The organism is Xanthomonas sp. F10, from assembly GCF_014206815.1.
In the GTDB taxonomy this organism is placed as follows: Bacteria; Pseudomonadota; Gammaproteobacteria; order Xanthomonadales; family Xanthomonadaceae; genus Xanthomonas_A; species Xanthomonas_A indica.
In genome coordinates, this window is the sequence record NZ_JACHNP010000002.1 from 910,564 (window position 1) to 932,477 (window position 21,914).

The 21,914-nt window shown below is 71.1% G+C and carries 14 protein-coding genes and 1 pseudogene; 10 read left to right on the forward strand and 5 right to left on the reverse strand.

The features are described from left to right. Window positions 1-2: 2 nt before the first annotated feature. Window positions 3-902 (reverse strand): pyrroloquinoline quinone biosynthesis protein PqqB, encoded by a 900-nt coding sequence (gene pqqB / locus FHR56_RS15325; RefSeq protein WP_160946499.1) that lies wholly within the window; start codon window positions 900-902, stop codon window positions 3-5. 606 nt (window positions 903-1,508) lie between these two features. Here pqqB and FHR56_RS15335 point away from each other — a divergent pair. Together FHR56_RS15335 and FHR56_RS15340 are read left to right on the forward strand one after the other, a co-directional pair. Beyond that, on the forward strand, window positions 1,509-3,662 hold the full coding sequence (locus FHR56_RS15335) for a bifunctional (p)ppGpp synthetase/guanosine-3',5'-bis(diphosphate) 3'-pyrophosphohydrolase (protein ID WP_160946498.1): 2,154 nt from the start codon (window positions 1,509-1,511) through the stop codon (window positions 3,660-3,662). 122 nt (window positions 3,663-3,784) lie between these two features. Continuing rightward, complete coding sequence (locus FHR56_RS15340) at window positions 3,785-5,308, forward strand: hypothetical protein (protein ID WP_237473106.1); 1,524 nt, start codon at window positions 3,785-3,787, stop codon at window positions 5,306-5,308. A 526-nt stretch (window positions 5,309-5,834) separates the two neighbouring features. On the opposite strand, the gene FHR56_RS15345 is transcribed toward FHR56_RS15340, so the two are convergent. Continuing rightward, window positions 5,835-7,931: a glycosyltransferase gene (locus FHR56_RS15345; protein ID WP_160946497.1), complete on the reverse strand. Its 2,097-nt coding sequence runs from the start codon at window positions 7,929-7,931 to the stop codon at window positions 5,835-5,837. 93 nt (window positions 7,932-8,024) lie between these two features. On the opposite strand from FHR56_RS15345, the gene mrcB reads away from it, so the two are divergent. The 5 genes and pseudogenes from mrcB to FHR56_RS15370 all read left to right on the forward strand — a co-directional run bounded on the left by mrcB (window position 8,025) and on the right by FHR56_RS15370 (window position 14,920). Continuing rightward, window positions 8,025-10,457 carry a penicillin-binding protein 1B gene (gene mrcB / locus FHR56_RS15350; protein ID WP_160946496.1) on the forward strand — a complete coding sequence of 811 codons (2,433 nt, stop codon included), beginning with the start codon at window positions 8,025-8,027 and terminating at the stop codon, window positions 10,455-10,457. A 22-nt stretch (window positions 10,458-10,479) separates the two neighbouring features. Beyond that, window positions 10,480-11,001, forward strand: a complete 522-nt coding sequence (locus FHR56_RS15355) for a tetratricopeptide repeat protein (RefSeq protein WP_160946495.1) — start codon at window positions 10,480-10,482, stop codon at window positions 10,999-11,001. A 162-nt stretch (window positions 11,002-11,163) separates the two neighbouring features. Beyond that, window positions 11,164-13,203 (forward strand): ATP-dependent DNA helicase, encoded by a 2,040-nt coding sequence (locus FHR56_RS15360; RefSeq protein ID WP_160946494.1) that lies wholly within the window; start codon window positions 11,164-11,166, stop codon window positions 13,201-13,203. A gap of 94 nt (window positions 13,204-13,297) precedes the next feature. After that, on the forward strand, window positions 13,298-14,002 hold the full coding sequence (tsaB, locus tag FHR56_RS15365) for a tRNA (adenosine(37)-N6)-threonylcarbamoyltransferase complex dimerization subunit type 1 TsaB (protein WP_160946493.1): 705 nt from the start codon (window positions 13,298-13,300) through the stop codon (window positions 14,000-14,002). Beyond that, window positions 13,999-14,920: pseudogene (locus tag FHR56_RS15370) on the forward strand (ADP-ribosylglycohydrolase family protein). The gene tsaB and the pseudogene FHR56_RS15370 overlap by 4 nt, the downstream one beginning before the upstream one ends. 59 nt (window positions 14,921-14,979) lie before the next feature. On the opposite strand, the gene FHR56_RS15375 reads toward FHR56_RS15370, so the two are convergent. The 3 genes from FHR56_RS15375 to gshB all read right to left on the reverse strand — a co-directional run bounded on the left by FHR56_RS15375 (window position 14,980) and on the right by gshB (window position 20,341). Next, on the reverse strand, window positions 14,980-17,979 hold the full coding sequence (locus FHR56_RS15375; RefSeq protein ID WP_160946492.1) for a TonB-dependent receptor: 3,000 nt from the start codon (window positions 17,977-17,979) through the stop codon (window positions 14,980-14,982). A gap of 533 nt (window positions 17,980-18,512) precedes the next feature. Further along, window positions 18,513-19,394 carry an energy transducer TonB gene (locus FHR56_RS15380; RefSeq protein ID WP_160946491.1) on the reverse strand — a complete coding sequence of 294 codons (882 nt, stop codon included), beginning with the start codon at window positions 19,392-19,394 and terminating at the stop codon, window positions 18,513-18,515. After that, the gene (gene gshB / locus FHR56_RS15385; protein WP_160946490.1) at window positions 19,391-20,341 is read right to left on the reverse strand and encodes a glutathione synthase; all 951 of its coding nucleotides are present in this window, start codon (window positions 20,339-20,341) and stop codon (window positions 19,391-19,393) included. The genes FHR56_RS15380 and gshB overlap by 4 nt, the downstream gene beginning before the upstream one ends. A gap of 242 nt (window positions 20,342-20,583) precedes the next feature. On the opposite strand from gshB, the gene pilG reads away from it, so the two are divergent. From pilG to FHR56_RS15400, 3 genes are read left to right on the forward strand one after another with little or no spacing between them, the layout of a single operon-like run. After that, complete coding sequence (gene pilG, locus FHR56_RS15390) at window positions 20,584-20,985, forward strand: twitching motility response regulator PilG (protein ID WP_003472648.1); 402 nt, start codon at window positions 20,584-20,586, stop codon at window positions 20,983-20,985. Between the two features lie 17 nt (window positions 20,986-21,002). Then, window positions 21,003-21,365, forward strand: coding sequence for a response regulator (locus tag FHR56_RS15395; RefSeq protein ID WP_010343242.1), 363 nt, complete (start codon window positions 21,003-21,005; stop codon window positions 21,363-21,365). 1 nt (window position 21,366) lies between these two features. Then, on the forward strand, window positions 21,367-21,897 hold the full coding sequence (locus tag FHR56_RS15400) for a chemotaxis protein CheW (protein ID WP_017914762.1): 531 nt from the start codon (window positions 21,367-21,369) through the stop codon (window positions 21,895-21,897). Window positions 21,898-21,914: the final 17 nt, after the last annotated feature.

Genomic DNA, 21,914 nt, shown 5'->3' on the forward strand with positions numbered 1-21,914 from the left:
GGTCATAGCGCGATCTCCATGCCGTCGTGGGCCACGTCCCAACCGTGCGCGGCGACGGTGGCGCGCTCCGGGGAACCGGCGTCGAGGATCGGGTTGGTGGTGTTGATGTGGATGAAGACCTTGCGCGCCACCTGCAGATCGGCGAAGGCGCGCAGGGTGCCGGCCGCGCCGTCGATGCTCATGTGGCCCATGCGCTGGCCGGTCTTGGCGCTGACGCCAAGCTGCACCAGTTCGTCGTCGCGCCACAGCGTGCCGTCGAAGAACACCAGCTCGGCGCCATGCAGCCGCGCGCGCAGGGCCTCGGTCAGCGCGGCGCAGCCGGGGATGTAGTGCACGCGGTGCTGGCCGTCGTCGATGGTCAGGCCCAGCGTCTCCTCGGCGGAGCCGGCCAGGTCGCCGCTGTGGCGGCTTTCCATGAACAGCGGCACCTTGCCCGGCACCGCGAACGGCGTGACCTGCAACCCCAGCAGCGACAGCGGCGTGTCCAGGGCGAACGGGTGGCGGTGCACGTAGGCCGGGTGCAGCGCGTCGAACACCGGGTTCTGCGCCAGCAACTCGAGCACGCGGCCGCTGGCATACAGGTCGAAGCGCTGGCTCTCGCGCATCGACAGCAGGCCGGCGATATGGTCGATCTCGCCGCTGGTCAGCAGCACGGCCTCGATCGGCGAATGGCGCTGCTCGCGCTGCGGCCACAGTGCCGGCGTGGCCAACACCTGCTGGCGAAAATCCGGTGAGGCATTGATCAACAGCCAGCGCTGGCGGTCGACGCTGACCGCAATGCTGGCCTGGGTACGACGTTGAGCACCCGGGTGTTGCTGCCACGCGCGTTGGCTCGCGGGCGTGTGACAGTTCCACTGCGGGTGCCCTCCGCCTGCCGCCGATCCCAATACGATGAGGTGCATCCGGTCTCCGTTGGCATAAGGGGATGCCTCCATCCCCGAACACGCCGCGTCGAGCCTGGCGGCTCAACCCGATGGGCCGCGTTTGCCCACGCCCGTGGCTGCGTCATCGCTCGGGCGTGGACGGATGTCCACTTCCTCGCTCTTTCTTGCCACAGGCGCGCGCAAACACGGCGCGGCATGTTCGGGGATGGAAGACATACCCCGGCCGGTCGCGCTTCGGTCGCGGGAAAGGAGGACTGCGCGGGTCAGAGCTCGCCGGAGGCGTAGCAGTTGATTTCCGCGCCGACGCAGATCTCGCGGATCACAGGCTTGTTCCACTTCTTCATGTGCGTTCCTCTTCGAGTCGGTCCAGGGGCGACGGCAGCGGCGCATGCAGGACAGCTTTGCGGTTGCAAAGCATGAGGTTGCCGTCGCGTTCGAGCATAGGCGCGGGGGTTGGGGCGGTTGTGAAATTCCGGTAAAAGCGCCGCAAGTCGCAACCGGGTCACAGTGAGCTGGCGGTGCGTGTCCGCGCCGCGCGTCGTGGCGACGCACTCGGCGCAATTGTGAGAACGCGCACAAGCGCGTTAGTGTAGGCAGCACCGTTTTCGTCGACTGCGTCCGTCCTTGAACCACACCGTCCACTCCGGCCTGGAGGCGTTGCTGCAGCGCCCGGCGGCCGCGACCCTGGCGCCCGCCCTGCGCGCGGCGCTGTTGCAAGCCTGGCAGGCGCAGCCCGAGCCGCCGCGGCTGCCGTGGCCGGTGCTGGCCGACACCCTGGATGCGCTGGCGCTGCTGTCCGCGGACGAAGCCGCGCTGCTGGCCGCGCTGCTGTTCGACCTGCCGGGCCTGCGCGCGCAGTTGCCGCAGCTGCCGGTGGAACCGCCGGCGCGGGCGCAGGCGGTGACCGGGTTGCTGGAGGCGCAGGACGCCGCCGACCAGGTGTGGGCGCTGCATGCCGGGCGCGAGGCCGGGCGCAACAGCGAGGGCCTGCGCCGGCTGCTGCTGTCGATCGTGCAGGACCTGCGGGTGGTGCCGATCCTGCTGGCGCGGCAACTGGCGCAGATGCGCGTGGCCGACAAGGCGCCGGAGGCGCAGCGCCGCGCGCTGGCGCAGCTGACCCGCGACATCCACGCGCCGCTGGCCAATCGCCTGGGCATCTGGCAGTTGAAATGGGAGCTGGAGGACCTGGCGTTCCGGCACCTGGAGCCGGACACCTACCGGCGCATCGCCCGCGAGGTCGACGAGAGCCGGGTGGCGCGCGAGCGCTACATCGAGGCGGTCAAGAAAATCCTGTCCAAGGCGCTGGCCGAGCAGGGCCTGCGCGCGGAGATCAGCGGGCGGCCCAAGCACATCTACAGCATCTGGCGGAAGATGCAGAAGAAGCGCCTGGCCTTCGACCAGCTTTACGACCTGCGCGCGGTGCGGGTGATGGTCGACGACGTCGCCGCCTGCTACGCCGCGCTGGGCGTGGTGCACGCGCTGTGGGCGCCGGTGCCCAGCGAGTTCGACGACTACATCGCCCGGCCCAAGGCCAACGACTACCGCTCGCTGCACACCGCGGTGGTCGGCCCGGAGGGGCGCACGATCGAGGTGCAGATCCGCACCCACGACATGCACGCGCAGGCCGAACTGGGCGTGGCCGCGCACTGGAAGTACAAGGAAGGCGGCAAGGGCGCGGAGAAGGCCTTCGACCGCAAGATCACCTGGATGCGGCAGCTGCTGGAGCAGTCGCAGGACGGCGAGCAGGGCGGGCTGGCCGGGGCGCTGGACGCCGAACTGGTCGAGGACCGGGTCTATGCGCTGACCCCGATGGGCGAGGTGATCGACCTGCCGCAAGGCGCCACGCCGCTGGACTTCGCCTACCACGTGCACACCATGGTCGGGCACCGCTGCCGCGGCGCCAAGGTCAACAACCGCATCGTGCCGCTGACCCACAAGCTGCGCAGCGGCGACCGCGTGGAGATCCTCACCGGCAAGGAGGCCGAGCCGCGCCGCGACTGGCTGCTGCCGGCCAACGGTTACCTGGCCAGCGGGCGCTCGCGCGACAAGGTGCGCGCCTGGTTCCACAAGCTGGACCGCGCGCGCAACGTGCAGGCCGGCAAGGAATTGCTGGAGCGCGAACTCAAGCGCCTGGGCCTGCAGCAGGCCGACCTGCTGCCGGCGGCGAAGAAGTTCCATGCCGACGGCGTGGAGGAGCTGTACATCCAGGTCGCGCTGGGCGATGTCGGCCCCAGCCAGGTCGGGCGCGCGCTGCACGAGGCCGAGCGCGCCGCGGCGCAGCCGGCCGCGCCGGCCATGCCGCGGCCGACCGCGCGGCGCACCGGGCTGGGCAAGTCCAAGTTCACTGTGCAGGGCGTGGGCAATCTGCTGGTGCAACTGGCGCGCTGCTGCCAGCCGGTGGCCGGTGAGCCGATCGCCGGGTATCTCACCCGCACCCGCGGCGTCACCGTGCACCGCAGCGACTGCGCGGCGTTCGCGCGGCTGGCCGCCAGCCATCCGCAGCGGGTGCTGCCGGTGGAGTGGGGCCAGGCCGGCGGCGGCTACGAGGTCGACGTGCTGGTGCGCGCAGTGGACCGGCGCTGGTTGCTCAAGGACATCACCAACCTGATCGCCCAGGAAGAGGCGCACGTGCTGGAGATCAACAGCGACAACGTGCGCGACAGCGGCCTGGCGCAACTGCGGCTGCGGCTGAAGGTCGGCGACTACGGGCAACTGTCCACCTTGCTCGGCAAGCTCGACGCGTTGCCGGGCGTGCACGAGGCGCGGCGGCTGGGCTGAGCGCCGGCGCCGCGCGGGGCCGCAGGCGTGCCCGCGGCCGCTCCGACCGTCCCCGGAGGGGAGGGGGCTGGGCGACGCACAGCTGTTCGTCATCGGGCCGACGCTAAGCTTGCGCGGTGAGCATGCCGCCAGATCAGGTCAGGGACGAACCCCAGCGCAGGCCGCGGCCGGTGCCGCTGTGGCGTGACCGGCGTGTCTGGCGCTGGGCGCTGGCGGCGCTGCTGGTGCTGGGCACGACGCTGGTGGTGTTCCGCCGCCCGCTGGCCGATTTGATCTGGCCGGAGACGCGCATCCAGCAATTGCTCGACCAGGGCCACGCGGCGCTGCGCGCGGGCCGGCTCAGCGCCGCCGACGGCAGCGGCGCGCGCGAGCGTTTCGAGGCCGCGCTGGCGCTGGACGGCGACCGCATGCAGGCGCGCGTCGGGCTGGCCGCGACCGGGCGCGCGGCGCTGGGCCAGGCGCGCGCGGCGCTGGCCGCCGGCCGTTATCCGCAGGCGCGCGAGGCGTTGGCCCTGGCGCGTGCGCTGCAGGTGCCGCGCGCCGATGCCGATCGCATCGAGGCGGCGTTGCGCGCGCGCGAGGCCGCGCACGCCGGTATCGATCAACTGCTGCAGCGGGCGGCGCAGGCGCGCCGCGACGGGCATCTGGACGATGGTCCGGACGCGGCCCTGCCGCTGTACCAGCGGGTGCTGGAGTTCGCGCCTGAGCGCACCGCGGCGCTGGAAGGCCGCGAGGACGCGCTGTCGGAACTGCTGCAGCACGCGCGCAGCGCGCTGGCGCGCGGCGACCTGGCCGCCGCCGCGGCGCTGGTGGAGCGCGCGCGCGGTTACGACGCCGGCCATGTCGACCTGCCCGAGACCCAGGCGGAACTGAACCGGGCGCTGGAGCGCCTGCAGCACGACGCCGAGCAGGCCCTGCGCCGGCAGCGCCTGGACGCGGCGGCGCGCGCCTTCGCGCAGTGGCGCGCGGCGGTACCGGAGGCGCCCGGGGCCAGCGACGGCCTGGAGCGGGTGGCGGCGGCCTATGCCCTGCAGGCCAGCCGCGCCGCGGCCGATTTCCGTTTCGGCGAGGCCGAGCGCGCGCTGCGCAAGGGCCAGGCGCTGGCGCCCGACAGCCGCGCCGTGGCCGACGCCAAGCAGGCGCTGCAGCGCGCCCGGCAGAGCCAGGCCACGCCGCAAGCGCGGGTGTCGCCGGCCGAGCGCGAGCGGCGCCTGCAGCGCCTGCTGGCCGACCTGCAGGCCGCCGAGGCGCGTGGCGACTGGGTAACCCCGCCCGGCGCCAGCGCCTACGACACCTTGCTCGCGGCACAGACGCTGGCACCGCGCGATACGCGGGTGCGCGCGGCCGAGCAGCGGGTGCTGGCCGCGCTGCGACGCTGTTTCGACGATGCCATGCGCGGCAACCGGGTGCTGGCGGCAAGCGCCTGCTACGACGCCTGGCGCGCCTTGGCCCCGGGCGGCAACGGCCTGGTCAACGCCCGCCGGCGTCTGGCGCAGCGCTGGCTGGCGGTCGGCGACGAGCGCCTGGGTGGCGGCGATGCCGCCTTCGCCCGGCAGGCACTGCAGCACGCCCGCGCGATCGATCCGTCCACCCCGGAACTGGCCGCCTTCGAGCGCCGTTTGCGCAGCCTCAGTCCTGGGCGCTAGCGGGCGCAGTGAAGTCTGTGGGCTTCCGCTCGGCTGATGGTGCTGCGCGTCGGGACTGAAGTCCCTCCCACAGGGGCGCGGAGAGGTTCCGGCGATCGGGGTGTGTTTGTGGCTGCGTGCGGGCTGGTCTGCATCGCCTGGGCAGTGTCGGTGCGCGACAACGCTGCCCAGGTGATGCGAGGCATATTGGGGCGCCTGTGCATCGTGATGGCGACTGCACGCGCGTAGGAGCGGCTTCAGCCGCGACGGGGATTACCGGTGACGCCCGTCGCGGCTGAAGCCGCTCCTACGAGGTGACGGTGCGTTTCGCCAAGGCGCGGCGAAAGAGACGTGTTCCAGTCCCGAGGGGCTGGCAGATGCGTCGGGGCTGAAGCCTCTCCCGCATGTGCAGATCAGACCTGCTTACGTCGTGTACGACGCGCGCGTGCCCTTGCGCAGGGCGGGCCGGGTCATCGGCGATGTCTGCAGCACGAGTGTGGGAGGGACTTCAGTCCCGACGCGATCGACAGCGGCGTGCCAGCAGCACTCAGGCCAGGAACGCCTCCCGCACCGTGGCGCGCGCAGCGTCCAGCGAGAAGTGGGTTGCGATGTTGCGCAGGCCGTTGTCGGCCAGCCGCTGCCACAGCGCCGGATCGGCGTACAGCTGCGCGATGGCGTCGGCAAACGCCGCCGCCTCGTCGGCGATCAGCACGTCCTCGCCATCGCGCAGGTGCATGCCTTCCACCGCGCAGGCGGTGGCCACCACCGGCTGGCCATGGGCCATGCTCAGGTTGACCTTGCCCTTGACCCCCGCGCCGAAGCGCAGCGGCGCCACCGCGATGCGCATGCCGTCCATGTAGGAGGCGATGTCGGGGACGTGGCCGAGCAGTTCGACGCCGGCGGTGGCCTCGCCGAGGCGGCGGATGTCCTCCGGCATGTCCGCACCGATGCAGTGGAAGCGCACCTCCGGCAAGCGCAGGCGCACCGCCGGGAACACCTCCTGCAGGAACCAGCGCACCGCATCCACGTTGGGCGCATGGCGGAAGCCGCCGACGAACACCAGGTCGCGGCGCTGCGCCCACGGCAGGCCGGGACCGGCGACCTGGTGCAGGTTCGAGATCAGCACCGTGCGCACCTGCGGCGCCTCGCGCTGCAACTGTTCGCGTTCGACCGCGCTGACCAGCACGGTCACGTCGACCTGCGCCATGACCTCCAGTTCGCGCGCGCGGGTCCGCTCGGCCTCGCGCAGCAGGCGCGCGTCGCCGGCGAGTTCGGCGCCGCGGCGTTCGCGCAGGTAGTGCAGGTCCACGGTATCGAACAGCCGCCGCGCCTGCGGCGCGAACCGGCGCAGCAGCGGCAGGCAGGCGTGGGCGACGTGGTGGCGCACCAGCAGCACGCTGTGGAAGCGCGCGCCGTGCTGCTGCAGGAACCCGGTGAGGTTCTTCAGGTACGGCGCGTGCCACACCTCCACGCCGAGCCGCTGCAAGGCCTCGCTGTGGCGGCTGGCGTAGCTGCGCTCGCTGGGCACGAACACCACGTGGGCGCCTTCCTGCAGCAGCAGGCGGATCAGGTTGAGCTGGCGCAGCGAGGCGGAGTCGCGGTCCGGCTGCGGCAGCGCTTCGTCCAGGATCAGCACCTGGCGCTGCTGGCGGTGCAGAAGCGCTGGCGTCGGCACCGTGCCCGGCGCCAGGTGCCGCGGCAACACCTCGGCCCACTTGGCGGCGAAGATCGCGCGGTTGCGCACCTGGTAGGCCTTGATCCCGCTGCCGGTGTCGGTGCCGTTGCTGGTGCCCTCGTCGTGGACCACGCGACTGGCCGGTTGCACCAGCGTGCGTAAGCCGGCGGCGCGCACTGCGAAGGCGAGATCGGTGTCCTCGTAGTAGGCCGGCATGTAGCGCGTATCGAAGCCGCCCAGTGCCAGGAAGCGCGCACGTTCGATCGCCAGCGCCGCGCCGCTGCCGTAGTCGACGTCGCGCAGGTAGGCGTAGCGCGGATCCTCGGGCGACTCGAAGCGGCCGTAGCTCCACGCGCTGCCGTCGGCGAAGACCACGCCGCCGGCGTCCTGCAGGCGGCCGTCGGGATACAGCAGTTGCGCGCTGACCAGGCCGGCCTCCGGCAGGTGCGCGAAGGTGTCCAGCAGCGCGTCCAGCCAGCCCGGTTGCGGCACCGTGTCGTTGTTGAGGAACACCAGGTAGCGGCCCTGCGCACGTGCCGCGCCGTCGTTGCAGGTGGCGATGAAGCCGCCGTTGTGCTCGCGCACGTGGTAGTGCAGGCCGACGATCTGCGGCAGCCACTGCGCGGTGGCATCGCTGCTGCCGTCGTCGACGACCAGGATCTCGCAAGGGGCGGCTGGCGGATGCGCGGCCAGCGCGCGCAGGCAGGCGAGGGTATGGTCGACGTGGTTGTAGACCGGGATCACGATGCTGACCAAGGGCGCCGGACTGTTCGGCACCGCGAACGGCGAGAACGGCGCCGGCGCCACTGCAAACAGCGCGCGTTGCGGCGGCGGCAGCGGTTGCGCATGCACGCGCAGCCGCTGCCAAGTGCTGCGCCAGCCGCGCGTGCGCAGGCTGGTCAGGCCGCGCCGGACCAGGCCGGCCAGGCGGTTCAGGGCGTAGCGCGCATTCGCCCACGACATCGACATCCGGCACCACTCCAACTTAAACGAAGAGGCCGCCGCGCCGCGCTGCCCGCTGGGCTGCGCTAGACTCGGCGGAATTTACATTCTCGCATTCCCGTGCCCCGACGCTACGACGATCACGACACCGACGATCAGGACGACGCCCTGGACAGCCCCGCCGCGGTATGGCGCCGGCGCCTGCTCACCTGGGGCCTGGCGGCCGCCGCACTCGGCCTGGGCTTCCTGATTCCGTACACGGTCTATCTGAACAAACAGGTCACCCAGCGTTTCGGGGAACTGCGCTGGCAGATCCCCACCCGTGTCTACGCGCGCCCGCTGGTGCTGGCGCCGGACACGGCGATGGACCCGCAGACGCTGAAGACCGAACTGGATGCAGCCAGCTATCGCGCAGATGCCGGTGCCGAGCGCCCCGGCAGCTATCAGCAGGACGGCAGCCGCTTCACCATCGCCAGCCGCGGCTACGTCGACGTCGACGGGCGGGTCGCGCCGCGGCGCATCGAGGTCGGCCTGGCCGGCGGCCGCGTGGTGGCGCTGCGCGATGCGCAGACGCGCAAGTCGCTCAAGGCCGCGCGGCTGGATCCGGCGCGCATCGCCACGCTGTACGGGCAGAAGCAGGAAGAGCGGCGCCTGGTGCGCGTGGACGAGGTGCCGGAACTGCTGGTCACCGGCTTGCAGGCGGTCGAGGACCGCGACTTCAATTCGCACCACGGCATCGACCTGAGCGGCATGGTCCGCGCGGCCTGGGTGATGGTGCGCTCCGGCGGCAAGAGCCGGCAGGGCGCCAGCACCCTGACCCAGCAGCTGGCGCGCAGCGGCCTGCTCGGCATCGGCAAGGAACAGACGGTCACCCGCAAGTTCAACGAGATCCTGTACGCGCTGATCATGGAGGCGCGCTACGACAAGCGCACCATCCTGGAGGCGTATCTGAACCAGGTGTACCTGGGCCAGCGCGGCAGCCAGGCGGTGCATGGTGTCGCGTCCGGTGCGGAGTTCTGGTTCGGCCGCGAACTCGATGCGCTGGCGCCGGAGCAGGTGGCGCTGCTGATCGGCCTGGTCAAGGGGCCGTCCTACTACGACCCGCGGCGCTACCCCGAGCGCGCGCTGGACCGGCGCAACTTCGTGCTGGGCAAGCTGCGCGAGAGCGAGCTGATCGACGAACCCACCTACCGCAAGGCGCTGGCCGCGCCGCTGGGCGTGCCGGCCGAACCCGGCCTGGTCGCCGCCAACCGCTTCCCGGCCTATGTCGACCTGGTGCGGCGCCAGCTGGCGCGCGATTACCCCGAAAGCGCGCTGCAGGGCGCCGGCCTGAGCGTGCTCACCGGCATGTCGCCGTCGGCGCAGGCCTATGCCGAGGGGGCGGTCACGCGCACCATCACCGCGCTGGAGACCAACAAGAAGCGCCCGCCGCTGCAGGCCGGGCTGGTGCTCACCGACACCCACAACGGCGAGGTGCTGGCGGTGGTCGGCAGCCGCGACGTGGCCCAGCCCGGCTTCAACCGCGCGATCGAGGCGCAGCGCCAGGTCGGTTCGCTGCTCAAGCCGTTCGTGTACCTGCTGGCGCTGGCGCAGCCGGACCGTTTTTCGCTGGCCAGCTGGGTCGACGACACGCCGGTCACCGTGCAACTGGGCCGCGGCCGCACCTGGAGCCCGGGCAATTCCGATGGCCGCAGTCACGGCACCGTGCGCGTGGTCGATGCGCTGGCGCATTCCTACAACCAGGCCACGGTGCGGGTCGGCATGCAGGTCGGGCCGGAGCGCGTGGCGCAACTGGTGAAGGTGCTGGCCGGCATCGAGGCCGAGGTCAATCCCTCGCTGATCCTCGGCGCTACCGACCAGAGCCCGTACGCGATGGCGCAGCTGTACCAGTTCCTGGCCTCCGGCGGCGAGATCCAGCCGTTGCATGCGGTGCGCGGCGTGCTCGATCCGCAGGGCAAGCTGCTCAAGCGTTACGACAAGACCCCGGCGCCGGCGCAGGAGGGCGACTCCATCGCCGCCAACCTGGTCGGCATGGCGCTGCAGCAGGTGGTCAGCAACGGCACCGCGCGGCAACTGCTCAGCGACGGCCTGGGCAAGCTGTCGCCGGCCGGCAAGACCGGCACCAGCAACGACGGCGTGGACAGCTGGTACGCCGGCTACACGGGCGATCACTTGGCGGTGATCTGGATCGGCAACGACCAGAACAAGCAGACCGGCCTGTACGGCGCCACCGGTGCGATGCGGGTGTGGTCGGGCATCTTCTCGCGGCTGCCGAGCGCGCCGCTGCAGGTGCAGGGCAAGGGCATCGACTGGCAGTGGATGGACCCGGTGGGGTACAACAGCACCGACGCGACATGCCCCGGCGCGCGCCAGTTCCCGTTCGTGGTCGGCTTCGTGCCGGCGTACGCCGCGTGCACGCCGCCGCAGGCGCTGCCGGAAGAAGCCGCGCCCGCCGAGGGCGAGCACCAGGGCGGCGGCTGGCGCAGCTGGTTCGGCCTGGACAAGAAGAAAGACCCGCCTGCCGACGCGGCCGCACCGCCGCCGGCGCATTGATTCCCGGATCCGGATACCGCTCATGACCCCACGTCTTCCCGCCATCGCCGCCCTCAGCCTGCTGCTCGCCTCCTGCGTCAGCGCGCCGCCGCCGCCGCCCCCGGCCGCGCCGGTGGACACCACCACGCCGGCGCAGCGCCTCGCCGCGATCGACGCCAGCGGCGGTGCCGACGACACCGAACTGAGCGTGCAGCCGCTGCGCGATCCGGAAGTGGAGGACCTGCGCGAGAGCGCCAAGCGCAAGCGCACCGCCGGCGACCTGGCCGGCGCCGCCGCGGCGCTGGACCAGGCGCTGAAGCTGGTGCCGGACGACCCGGCGCTGTTGCAGGACCGCGCCGAAGTGGCGCTGCTGCAGAAGGACGACGCCCAGGCCGAAGCCTTCGCCAAGCGCGCCATCGACCTGGGCTCGCAGACCGGCCCGCTGTGCCGCCGCCATTGGGCGACCATCGAACAGGCACGCCTGGCCCGCGGGCAGAAGGAAAACGCCGCCTCGGCGCACGCCCAGATCGCGGGGTGCACGGTGCCGGGGATCAAGAGGTACTGAGGGCCGGGAATGGGGAGTCGGGAATGGGGAATGGGTAAAAGCTGCGTTTCTGGCGGCTCGTCACCCTGGCGGCGTTCGGTCTTCCTGCTCTGCCGGCGGCAGTAACAGTGAGCTGGTAGCGCTGCTGCTCCAACCATTCCCTATTCCCGACTCCCCATTCCCATGTCGTTAGCTCACGCAAGCACCGAAGCGCTCAGCGAAGGCGGTGCGCTTGCACGCCAGCTCGATGCGTTCGTGCCGCGGCCGGCGCAGTTGCGGTTGACCGCGGCGATCGCCGAGGCGTTCGAGCAGCGCGACGTGCTGCTGGCCGAGGCCGGCACCGGCACCGGCAAGACCTATGCGTATCTGGTGCCGGCGCTGCTGTCGGGGTTGAAGACCATCGTCTCCACCGGCACCCGCGCGCTGCAGGACCAGCTCTACCACCGCGATCTGCCGCGGGTGCGGGCGGCGCTGGGCGTGGGCCTGAGCAGTGCGCTGCTGAAAGGCCGCGCCAACTACCTGTGCAAGTACCGGCTGCAGCAGGCCCGCGGCGAGCCGCGGTTCACCGCGCGCGAGCAGGTCGCGCAGTTCCAGCGCATCGTCGCCTGGAGCGGGCGCACCCGCTTCGGCGACATCGCCGAACTGGACGCGCTGGCCGACGATTCGCCGCTGCTGCCGCTGGTCACCTCCACCGTGGACAACTGCCTGGGCACCGAGTGTCCGTTCTGGGGCGAGTGCTTCGTGGTGCAGGCGCGGCAGCGCGCGCAGGCGGCCGACCTGGTGGTGGTCAACCATCACCTGCTGCTGGCCGACCTGGCGCTGAAGCAGGAGGGCTTCGGCGAGATCCTGCCCGGCGCGCAGGCCTTCGTGATCGACGAGGCGCACCAGTTGCCGGAACTGGCGGCGAATTTCTTCGGCGAGGGCTTCGGCATGCGCCCGCTGCAGGAACTGGCGCGCGACTGCCTGGCCGAGAGCCGGAATGTCGCCGGCGCGCTGGCCAGCCTGCAGGCGCCGGCGCAGGCGCTGGAACAGACCCTGCGTGAACTGCGTGCGGCGATGGAAGGGCTGCCGGCACGCGGCACGCAGTGGCGGCTGCTGGCCAAGCCACAGGTGCGCGAGGGCTTCGACGCGCTGCTGGCCGATCTGGCGCGGCTGCAGGAACCGCTGGCGGTGTTGCGCGAGGCCTCGCCCGGCTTCGACGCCTGCGCGGCGCGCGCGCGCGAACTGCGCACGCGGCTGGGCCGCTGGCTCGGCGAGGATGCGCCGATTCCGGATTTCGAGGCCGAGCCGGAACCGGACGCGCCGTCCAACGACGTGCTGTGGTACGAGTTGACGCCGCGCGGCTTCCGCTGCCAGCGCACGCCGCTGGACGTGTCCGGGCCGCTGAGCGCGCACCGCGAGGCCTCGCACGCGGCCTGGGTGTTCACCTCGGCGACGCTGGCGGTGAAGGGCGAGTTCGAGCACATCGCCACGCGCCTGGGGCTGAGCGACCCGATGACCTTGCTGCAGCCCAGCCCGTTCGATTGGGCGCGGCAGGCGCTGTGCTACCTGCCGGCGCTGCCCGATCCGGCGGCGCGCGGCTTCGGCACGGCGTTGATCGCCGCGCTGCAGCCGGTGCTGGAGGCCTCGCAAGGGCGCGCCTTCCTGCTGTTCGCCTCGCACCGCGCGCTGCGCGAGGCGGCCGAAGCGCTGCGCGACGGACCCTGGCCGTTGTTCGTGCAGGGCGAGGCGCCGCGCGCGACCCTGTTGCAGCGCTTTCGCGCCTCCGGCAACGGCGTGCTGCTCGGCTCGGCCAGCTTCCGCGAGGGCGTGGACGTGGTCGGCGATGCGTTGAGCGTGGTGGTGATCGACAAACTGCCGTTCGCCGCGCCCGACGATCCGGTGTTCGAAGCGCGCCTGGAGGCGATCCGCCGCGACGGCGGCAACCCGTTCCGCGACGAGCAGTTGCCGCAGGCGGTGATTGCGCTCAAGCAGGGCGTGGGCCGCCTGATCCGCAGCGAGCGCGACCGCGGCGTGCTGGTGCTGTGCGACCCGCGCCTGCTGTCCAAGTCCTATGGCCGCACCTTCCTGGAATCGCTGCCGCCGTTCGCCCGCACCCGCGACGTGGAGGACGTGAAGGCGTTCTTTGCAGAAGAGGGAGCGGGACCCGGGGCCCGGGACCCGGGTCCCGGAGAAGCGAAGGCGGCCGCGGCGGTGGGGTTTGCCGATGGGGACATCCCCTGAATCCAACCCGCCGTCAGCGCAGCCAAAGCCCCGTTACAATCCTCGTCCCCCCGCTTTTCCGGGTCCCGGGTCCCGGGACCCGGGTCCCGACCCCATGAACCTCCTCGCCTTCGAAACCTCCACCGAAGCCTGCTCCGTCGCCGTGCTGGTCGGCGACCGCGTGCTGGAGCGCTTCGAACTGGCGCCGCGGCGGCATGCCGAACTGGCGCTGCCCTGGGCCGAGCAGTTGCTGAGCGAGGCCGGCATCGGCCGCCGCCAGCTCGATGCGGTGGCCTTCAGCCGCGGCCCCGGCGCGTTCACCGGGGTGCGCCTGGCGATCGCGGTCGCGCAGGGCATCGCCCTGGCCCTGGACCTGCCGGTGCTGCCGGTGTCCACGCTGCAGGTGCTGGCGCTGCGCGCGCCGGCCGATGCGCCGCGGGTGCTGGCGGCGATCGATGCGCGCATGGGCGAGGTCTACACCGCCGCCTACGCGCGGCAGGCCGATGGCGGCCTGCAGGCGCTGACCGCCGAGCAGGTGCTGAGCCCGGAGGCCTTCGCGCTGCCGGAACCTGAAGCGGCCTGGGCCGCGGTCGGCACCGGACTGGCCGCGGTCGATGGCACCTTGCAGCGGCGCTTCGGCGCGCACTGGCGCAGCGCCGACGCGCAGGCGCTGCCGCATGCCGCCGACGTGCTGACCCTGGCCGCGGCCGCGTACGCGCGCGGCGAGGCGATCGCGCCGGAACGCGCCGAACCGGCGTACCTGCGCGACAACGTCGCCCTGACCCTGGCCGAGCAACAGGCGCAGCGGGCCGCGCGATGAGCGGTGGCGTAGCGCCCGGCGACCGCTTCCGCGGGTGCCTGCTGGGGCTGGCGGTGGGCGACGCGCTGGGGACCACCCTGGAATTCAAGGCGCCCGGCAGCTTTACGCCGATCGACGACATGGTCGGCGGCGGCCCGTTCGAGCTGCAGCCGGGGCAGTGGACCGACGACACCTCGATGGCGCTGTGCCTGGCGCACAGCCTGCTGTACCGGCAGGGCTTCGATGCCGCCGACCAGATGAACCGCTACTGCAACTGGTACCGGCACGGCTACATGAGCAGCACCGGCACGTGCTTCGACATCGGCAATACGGTGCGCGCCGCGCTGGAGCGCTATCTGCAGGGCGGGCCGGCATTCAGCGGCAGCGACGATCCGCGCGCGGCCGGCAACGGCGCGCTGATGCGGCTGGCGCCGGTGGCGATGTTCTACGCGCAGCGCCCCGACGTACTGGCCGAGCGTGCCGCCGACAGTTCCCGCACCACGCATGCCGCGGCAGAGGTGCTCGACGCCAGCCGGCTGTTCGCCTTCCAATTGCGTGCCGCGTTGCTGGGCGAGGACCGTGCGCAGGTGCTGCAGCCGACGGGCGCGCCGCCGATGCAGACACCGGCGCTGCGTGCGCTGGCCATCCGCGACCACGCCGCGGTGCCGGGCGGCGCAGATCCGTGGCACCGGCTACGTGGTCGATGCGCTGTCGGCGGCGCTGTGGTGTTTCGCGACCACCGAGTGCTTCGCCGACGCGGTGCTGCGCGCGGCCAACCTGGGCGACGACGCCGACACCACCGCGGCGATCTGCGGCCAGCTGGCCGGCGCCTTCTATGGCATCGACGGCATTCCCGCGGCCTGGCGCGCGCGCGTGCAGGATGCAGCGGAGATCGTGGCGCTGGCCGACCGGCTGCAGGCCGCCAGTGTTGGCGGCTGAAGGCTGACGCGGACGCCGGCCATGCATGGCCGGCGTCGTTGGGTTTGCTGCGCAGCGGGTCAGTAGTCGTAGCTGACGCTCAGGCGCAGCGAACGCGGCGACTGGCGCAGCAGGGCCGCGCCGTATACCGGGTCCAGGTTGCCCGGGTCCGACTCCGAGTAGGGATACTTCCACAGCGTGGCCTGGCCGTTGAAGACGTTGAACACGTCCAGGCTGAAAGCCAGTTTGCGGTCGGCATAGGCCGGTCGCCACGACACCCCGAGATCCAACTGCTGCAGCCACGGCAGGCGGCCCTGGCTGCCCGGAGGCGCGGGCTGGCCCTGGTAGAAGTGATAGTCCGTGCCATAGCCGGAGGGGTCCGTGTGGTCGGGGCCGTAGGAGCCCAACGCACTGAACGGCGAACCGGAGATCAGCTTGAAGTTGGCCGACACCAGCCACGCGGGATTGATCTGGTAGTAGCCGTAGAACTTGAACTGATGGGTGTGGTCGTTGCTCTGCGGGCCGTTGGTATGCTCCATCAGCTGCGCATAGTCCCAGGCCTGGGTGGTGGACACCGCAGTCTGGCCGATGCCCGACAGCAACTGGCCCTCGGTGGTGCCGTAGCTGCGCGACCAGGTGTAGTCGAGGCGGCCGTACCAGCGCTGGTCGAAGGGATGCTCCAGCGACAGGTTCAGCCCGTAGTAGTTGCGCTTGAATTCCGGGAAGCCGAACTGCGCGTTGCTCAGCGGCACCTTGACGTAGTTGCCCGAGGTGTCGACCAGGGTGAAGGTGTTGGCCCGGCCCGGGTTGATCAGCCAGCAGCTGACCGGATTGCTGGCCAGGGTCACCGTGTGCCCCTGCGCCGCGGCGGCGGCGAACACGGTATCGCTGTCGCAGTAGTCGTCCACGCCGCTGCGCAGGACGCGGTAGGTGCCCTTGGCGCCGTAGACCCAGCTGTCGCCCCAGGCCTTGGTGAAGCCGAGGATGAACTCGTCCTGGAACGAGGGCTTGATGCCTTGCGTGGCGACGGTCTTGGGATCGGGCAGGATGCCGTAGTTGTTGTTGGCCGAGACCGCGCCGGAGATCTGGGTCAGGCCGGTGGGATAGCCGTTGGCGTCGATGCCGCCGTAGGTGTAGTAGGTCGACGTCGCCAGGGTGGCGCCGGCGGCGTTGAACGCCGGGTTCAGCGGCAGCGCCAGGTAGTAGCGGCCGGCGTTGCCGTAGACCTTGAAGCGCGCATCGCCGTCGACGTCCCAGCTGAAGCCCAGTCGCGGCGCCCATTGCCCGCTGGTCTGCTTGATGTACGGCGCGCCGTCGCGGTTGTAGTTGGTGAACTGGTCCAGGCGCAGGCCGAGGTTGAGCAGCAGCCGGTCCGTCACCTGCCAGTTGTCCTCCACGTACTGCGCGCGCTGCGCCGAGCGCACCGAGGCCAGCGCGCTGTAGATGTACTTGCGCACGTAGTAGCCGTCCTGGCCGTTGGGGAAACCGCCGGTGGCCGGCACGCCGAGCCCGGTGTTGATGGGCACGTTGGGGCTGGCCTGGCCGTAGATCCAGTAGTAGCCATCGCCCGAGGCCACCGAGCCGCGGTTGAGTGCGCGTGCGTTCTGGTTGTCGATGCCGATGGTGATGCTGTGCGCGCCGAGGGCGTAGTTCAGATCCAGGCGCAGGTTGTCGGTGCGGTTGCCGCGCGCGGGGTCGACCAGCAGCGAGGTGGTCTGCGCATTGGTGATCGGGGTACCGCCGGTGTAGGCCGGGTTCTGGAAGCTCGGGCTGGAAATGTAGGTCAGCGCGCCGTTGTAGCTGGGATTGCCGCTGTAGTCGTCGGTGCGCTGCTGGCCGTACAGCGCGCTGAAGGTCAGGCGATCGGTGAGGTAGCCGGTGTACTTGGCGCTCCACAGGTCGCCGCCGGTCTTGGTGGTGTCGGCGGCGCCGCGCAGGGCGCCGATGTCGCGCCCGCTGTACTGGGAGTAGGTGCCGCGGGTGACGTAGCGGCTCGAGGCGCCGGTGATCTCCAGCAGTTGGCTGTCGCTGATGTTCCAGTCGAGCTTGGCGTACCAGCTCGGCCGGCGGTACTGGTAGTCGTAGTAGTACGGCCCCGGCGTGGTCTCGCGCGCGCCGTAGAAGCGGTCGCCGTCCTGCCGTTGCAGTTCGTAGGCGCCGAAGAAGAACAGCCGGTCCTGGATCAGCGGGCCGCCGGCGTAGATGCTCTGGGTGCTGAGGGTGGAGCCGCTCTTGCTGTCAGGCCGGTACAGCGCGCCGTTGCCGGGTGCGTACACGTCCTTGGGCGCGGAGCGCAGGCCGTCCGGTTCCCAGGTCGCCTGGCCGCCGAAATGCCATGCGTTGCTGCCGCGCTTGCCCACGGCATTGATCACGCCGCCGTCGGACCGGCCGTACTTGGCGCTGTAGCCGCCGGTGTAGACCTCCAACTGGTCGATGCTGCCGTAGGGCAGGGTCAGCCCGCCCAGGCCGCGCAGCGGGTCGGTGGTATTGAAGCCGTTGATGTAATAGGCGTTCTCCGCGGCCGAAGAGCCGCCGAAGCTGAGCAGCTGCGCGCCGGTCGGGCCGATATAGGTGCCGCTGCCGCTGTTGCCGGCCACGCCCGGCGCCAGTTGCGCGATGGCCTCCGCCGAGCGGCCCAGCGGCAGGCGCTGCAGCTGTTCGGCATTGATCACCGTGCGCGAGTCCACGCTGCTCACGTCGATCGCGGCGGCGGCGCGGTCGGCGCTGACCTGGACGCCGGCCAGGCTGGTGGTGGCCGGGGCGAACGAGACCTCGGTGACGCCGCCGACGGTGAGGCCGACGCCGTCGCGGCTGCCCAGCACGCTGCCGTCGGCGCCCTTGGCGATGATGGTGTAGGTGCCCAGCGGCAACTGGCCGATGCTGTAGCGGCCGCGCGCGTCGATGGTGACCTCACGGCTGAGGCCGCTGTCGCTGCGGACCAGGATGCGCTGGGTCTCGGCCGGCGCCTGGCCGGCGACGGCGCCGGTGGTGGACTGGGCCTGGGCCGGCGGGAGGGCGAGGGCGGCACTCAGTGCCAGGGCGAGCAGGGCGGGCCTGCGGAGGGAGCGGTGGTTGTGCATGCGGGGGCGACTCGGGTGGTGGTGGGGCGGGGACACGCCGCGCCGACTCGAATCCGCCCGTCCTGGATGATGCGATGTGCGCGGTAACGTTCCCCCGCTCCATTAACCTTAATGGGACGCCATCACAGAAATGCCGCGTCGTTATGTCGGCGGCACCAATGGTTATGTCCCTTGCCGCCAGGTGCTCCATGGCGGCCGGACCCTCACCCCAACCCCTCTCCCGAGGGGAGAGGGGCTAGCGCCTTTCCTTCTCCCGCTGGGAGAAGGTGCCCCGAAGGGGCGGATGAGGGTACGGGCGCAGCCTCGTGTGCCCAAACACCACGAGACGCTGCGCGCCGCACCCTCACCCCAACCTCTCTCCCGAGGGGAGAGGAGCTAGCGCCTTTCCTTCTCCCCTCGGGAGAAGGTGCCCCGAAGGGGCGGATGAGGGTCGGGCGCAGCCTCGACCTGTTTGCTATCACCAGGCGCTGCGTGGCACCGCACCCTCACCCCAACTCCTCTCCCGGTGGGAGAGGGGCTGATCTGCTCTACGCTCAGCGGTCGTCCACCAGACTGCCGCCGGGCAGGAACACCCAGGTGCGGGTGACCTGCAGGATGTCGACGTTGTCGTCGGTGCGCGGCAGCGGCGGGAATGGCTGCGCCAGTTGCACGATCCGCAACGCGGCGGCATCGAGCATCGGCACGCCGCTGGAGCGCAGGATGCGGCTGCTCTCCAGGCTGCCGTCGCGGCGCACGCCGACGCTGATCACCACCTGGCCGCCGAGCCGGCGCCGCCGCGCTTCATCGGGGTAGTTGAGATTGCCGACGCGCTCGGCGCGGTCGACCCAGGCGCGCAGGTAGTTGGAGTAGGCGTATTCGCGGGTGCTGGCAGAGACGAACTTGCGGTTGGGGCGCTTGGCATATTGCTCCGAGCGCAGGTGCACCTCGGCGGCCAGCCGCGCCATCTCCGCATCGCGCTGTTCGCGCTGGGCGTCCACCGGCCGCTGTGGGTCGTCGGTGCGCGGCTGCGTCTGTGCCACCGGCAGCGGCTGCTCGCCGCGCGCGCTGCTGACCACGCGCGGGGTCGGCTCCGGCGCGGCGGCCGCGGTCTGCGCGCGCAGCGCCTGCGGCGCCAGGCCGTCCTGGCGCTGCGGCACCACGCCCGGCTGGCTGTCGCGCGGGCGCTGGGGGGTGTCGTGGTTGCCGCCGCCCTGCTGGTTGGCCTGGGCCAGGAAGTCGGCCTGCTTCGGCGTCAGCGGGGTGCTGGTCTGGCTGAAGATCACGTCCAGCGTCGGCACCAGCGGCGCATCGTCGTCGATCGCAAAACCCACGCCGAGGATCAGCAGGCCGTGCACGATCAGCGACAGCACCAGGGTGGCGCTGAGCCGTTCGCGCTCGCCGATGCGCGGCGCGGGCGTCGCGGCCGCCGCGCTCATCGCGCCGGGTAGGCCTCGATGGCGTCGAACAGCAGCCCGGCGATGTTCAGCCCGAACTGCGCGTCCAGTTCGCGCACGCAGGTGGGGCTGGTGACGTTGACCTCGGTGAGGTAGTCGCCGATCACGTCCAGGCCCACGAAGCGCATGCCGCGCCGCTTCATCTCCGGGCCGACCTGGGCAGCGATCCAGCGGTCGCGCTCGCTCAGCGGGCGGCCTTCGCCGCGGCCGCCGGCGGCCAGGTTGCCGCGGAACTCATCGCCCTGCGGGATCCGTGCCAGGCAGTAGTCCACCGCCACGCCGTCCACCAGCAGGATGCGCTTGTCGCCGGCGCTGATGTCCGGGATGAAGCGCTGCGCCAGGGCCAGCTTGCGGCCGCCGTCGGTCAGCGTCTCCAGGATCACGTTGAGGTTGGGGTCGCCGGTGCCGCTGCGGAAGATCGAGCGCCCGCCCATGCCGTCCAGCGGCTTCAGCACCGCCTGGCCATGCTCGAGCACGAAGGCCTTCAGCGCGGCGGCGTCGCGGCTCACCAGGGTCGGCGGGCAGCACTGCGGGAACAGCAGGGCGGCCAGCTTCTCGTTGAAATCGCGCAGGCCCTGCGGGTCGTTGATCACCTGTGCGCCGGCGCGCTGGGCCACGCTCAGCACGTGGGTGTCGTACAGGAACTCGGCATCGAACGGCGGGTCCTTGCGCATCAGCACCACCTGCCCGGGGCCGAACGCCAGTTCGGCGAAGGCGTCCAGCTCGAACCAGCCGGCCTTGTCGTCGCGCACCCGCAGCGGCGCGGCCTGGGCCAGCGCGCGGCCGTCGCGCAGGGTCAACCCGCCGGGGCGCACGTAGTGCAGCCGATGCCCGCGGCGCTGCGCTTCCAGCAGCATCGCGAAGGTCGTGTCTTTGGCGATCTTGATGCTGGCGATGGGGTCCATCACCACGATGACATCGAACGGCATGGGGGCACCTGAGAGACTGAGCGGAAGATGGTAGCGGGTCGGCGGGGGCGCCGCGCACCGGGTGCTGGCCGCGGCCGCGCGGTGTCGCACGTGATCCGCCAAACTGTGACATAGTTTGTGCTGTTACGTGGTTCAACGCAGACCGGCAGCGGCGGCCTTGACAGTCGCAGCGGGTCTTGGGATACATGGCGTTTCGCAGCGAAGCCGGATCCGATGAAGCGTCGCGCGCTTGGGGGCAAGTGATGAGTGAAAACACGACTGCGGGTGGGGAACTCGCAGGCTTGCGGGTGATGGTGATCGACGATTCGAAAACAATCCGTCGTACCGCCGAAACATTGCTGAAGCGCGAAGGGTGCGAAGTGGTGACGGCCACCGACGGCTTCGAGGCCCTGGCCAAGATCGCCGACCAGCAGCCGCAGATCATCTTCGTGGACATCATGATGCCGCGGCTGGACGGCTATCAGACCTGCGCGCTGATCAAAGGCAACCAGCTGTTCAAGGCCACCCCGGTGATCATGCTGTCCTCCAAGGACGGTCTGTTCGACAAGGCGCGCGGGCGCATCGTCGGTTCCGAGCAGTACCTCACCAAACCCTTTACACGCGAAGAGCTGCTGGGCGCGATCCGTACATACGTCAACGCCTGACCAGGGGGAAAGGCAGCATGGCCCGTATCTTGTTGATCGAGGACTCACCGACCGACCGGGCGGTGTTCACGCAATGGCTGGAAAAAGCCGGGCACCAGGTCCTGTCCACCGACAATGCGGAGGACGGGATCAAGCTGGTGCGCGAGCAGGCGCCGAGCCTGGTGCTGATGGACGTGGTGCTGCCCGGCATGAGCGGCTTCCAGGCCACCCGCGCGCTGTCGCGCGACGAGGCCACCCGGCACATCCCGGTGCTGATCATCAGCACCAAGAGCATGGAGACCGACAAGGTCTGGGGCATGCGCCAGGGCGCCACCGACTACATCGTCAAGCCGCCGCGGGAAGACGAACTGATCGCCCGCATCAACCAGCTGGTGGGCTGACATGCGCTCGCCCTTCGACATCCTCGAGGCCTACGAGCGGCGCAGCCTGGCGCACGCCGTGCAGATGCCCGAACGCGCCTTCGACGACGACGTCTGGCGCGGGGTCGGCTACCGCGTCGGCAAGCGCCACCTGGTGTCGGACTTCCGCGAAGTGGTGGAAATCGTGCGCATGCCGCCGGTCACCCCGGTGCCGGGCGCGCAGCCGTGGCTGCTGGGCGTCGGCAACCTGCGCGGCAACCTGTTCCCGGTGGTCGACCTGAAGCAGTTCCTGGAAGGCGAGCGCACCGCGCTGCAGGAAGGCCAGCGCGTGCTGATCATGCGCCAGAGCGGCGGCGACGTGGCCCTGACCATCGACGAGCTGTTCGGCCAGCGCAGTTTCACCGAGACGCAGGCGGTGGAGCCGGGCGATCTGGCCCAGGGCCGCTACGCGCATTTCATCGACCGCGCCTTCCGCGGCGACGCCCAGGACTGGGGCGTGTTCTCGCTGTCGCTGCTGTCGCGCACTCCCGAATTCCGGCAAGCCGCCGCCTGAGCGCGCGCGCTGCCTCC

What these genes read in the sequence shown, in the direction of transcription:
- pqqB (WP_160946499.1), bottom strand. Translation starts at nt 902, where the DNA reads ATGCACCTCATCGTATTGGGATCGGCGGCAGGCGGAGGGCACCCGCAG.
- FHR56_RS15340 (WP_237473106.1), top strand. Translation starts at nt 3,785, where the DNA reads ATGCCGCCAGATCAGGTCAGGGACGAACCCCAGCGCAGGCCGCGGCCG.
- FHR56_RS15345 (WP_160946497.1), bottom strand. Translation starts at nt 7,931, where the DNA reads ATGTCGATGTCGTGGGCGAATGCGCGCTACGCCCTGAACCGCCTGGCC.
- FHR56_RS15355 (WP_160946495.1), top strand. Translation starts at nt 10,480, where the DNA reads ATGACCCCACGTCTTCCCGCCATCGCCGCCCTCAGCCTGCTGCTCGCC.
- FHR56_RS15360 (WP_160946494.1), top strand. Translation starts at nt 11,164, where the DNA reads ATGTCGTTAGCTCACGCAAGCACCGAAGCGCTCAGCGAAGGCGGTGCG.
- tsaB (WP_160946493.1), top strand. Translation starts at nt 13,298, where the DNA reads ATGAACCTCCTCGCCTTCGAAACCTCCACCGAAGCCTGCTCCGTCGCC.
- FHR56_RS15375 (WP_160946492.1), bottom strand. Translation starts at nt 17,979, where the DNA reads ATGCACAACCACCGCTCCCTCCGCAGGCCCGCCCTGCTCGCCCTGGCA.
- FHR56_RS15380 (WP_160946491.1), bottom strand. Translation starts at nt 19,394, where the DNA reads ATGAGCGCGGCGGCCGCGACGCCCGCGCCGCGCATCGGCGAGCGCGAA.
- gshB (WP_160946490.1), bottom strand. Translation starts at nt 20,341, where the DNA reads ATGCCGTTCGATGTCATCGTGGTGATGGACCCCATCGCCAGCATCAAG.
- pilG (WP_003472648.1), top strand. Translation starts at nt 20,584, where the DNA reads ATGAGTGAAAACACGACTGCGGGTGGGGAACTCGCAGGCTTGCGGGTG.
- FHR56_RS15395 (WP_010343242.1), top strand. Translation starts at nt 21,003, where the DNA reads ATGGCCCGTATCTTGTTGATCGAGGACTCACCGACCGACCGGGCGGTG.
- FHR56_RS15400 (WP_017914762.1), top strand. Translation starts at nt 21,367, where the DNA reads ATGCGCTCGCCCTTCGACATCCTCGAGGCCTACGAGCGGCGCAGCCTG.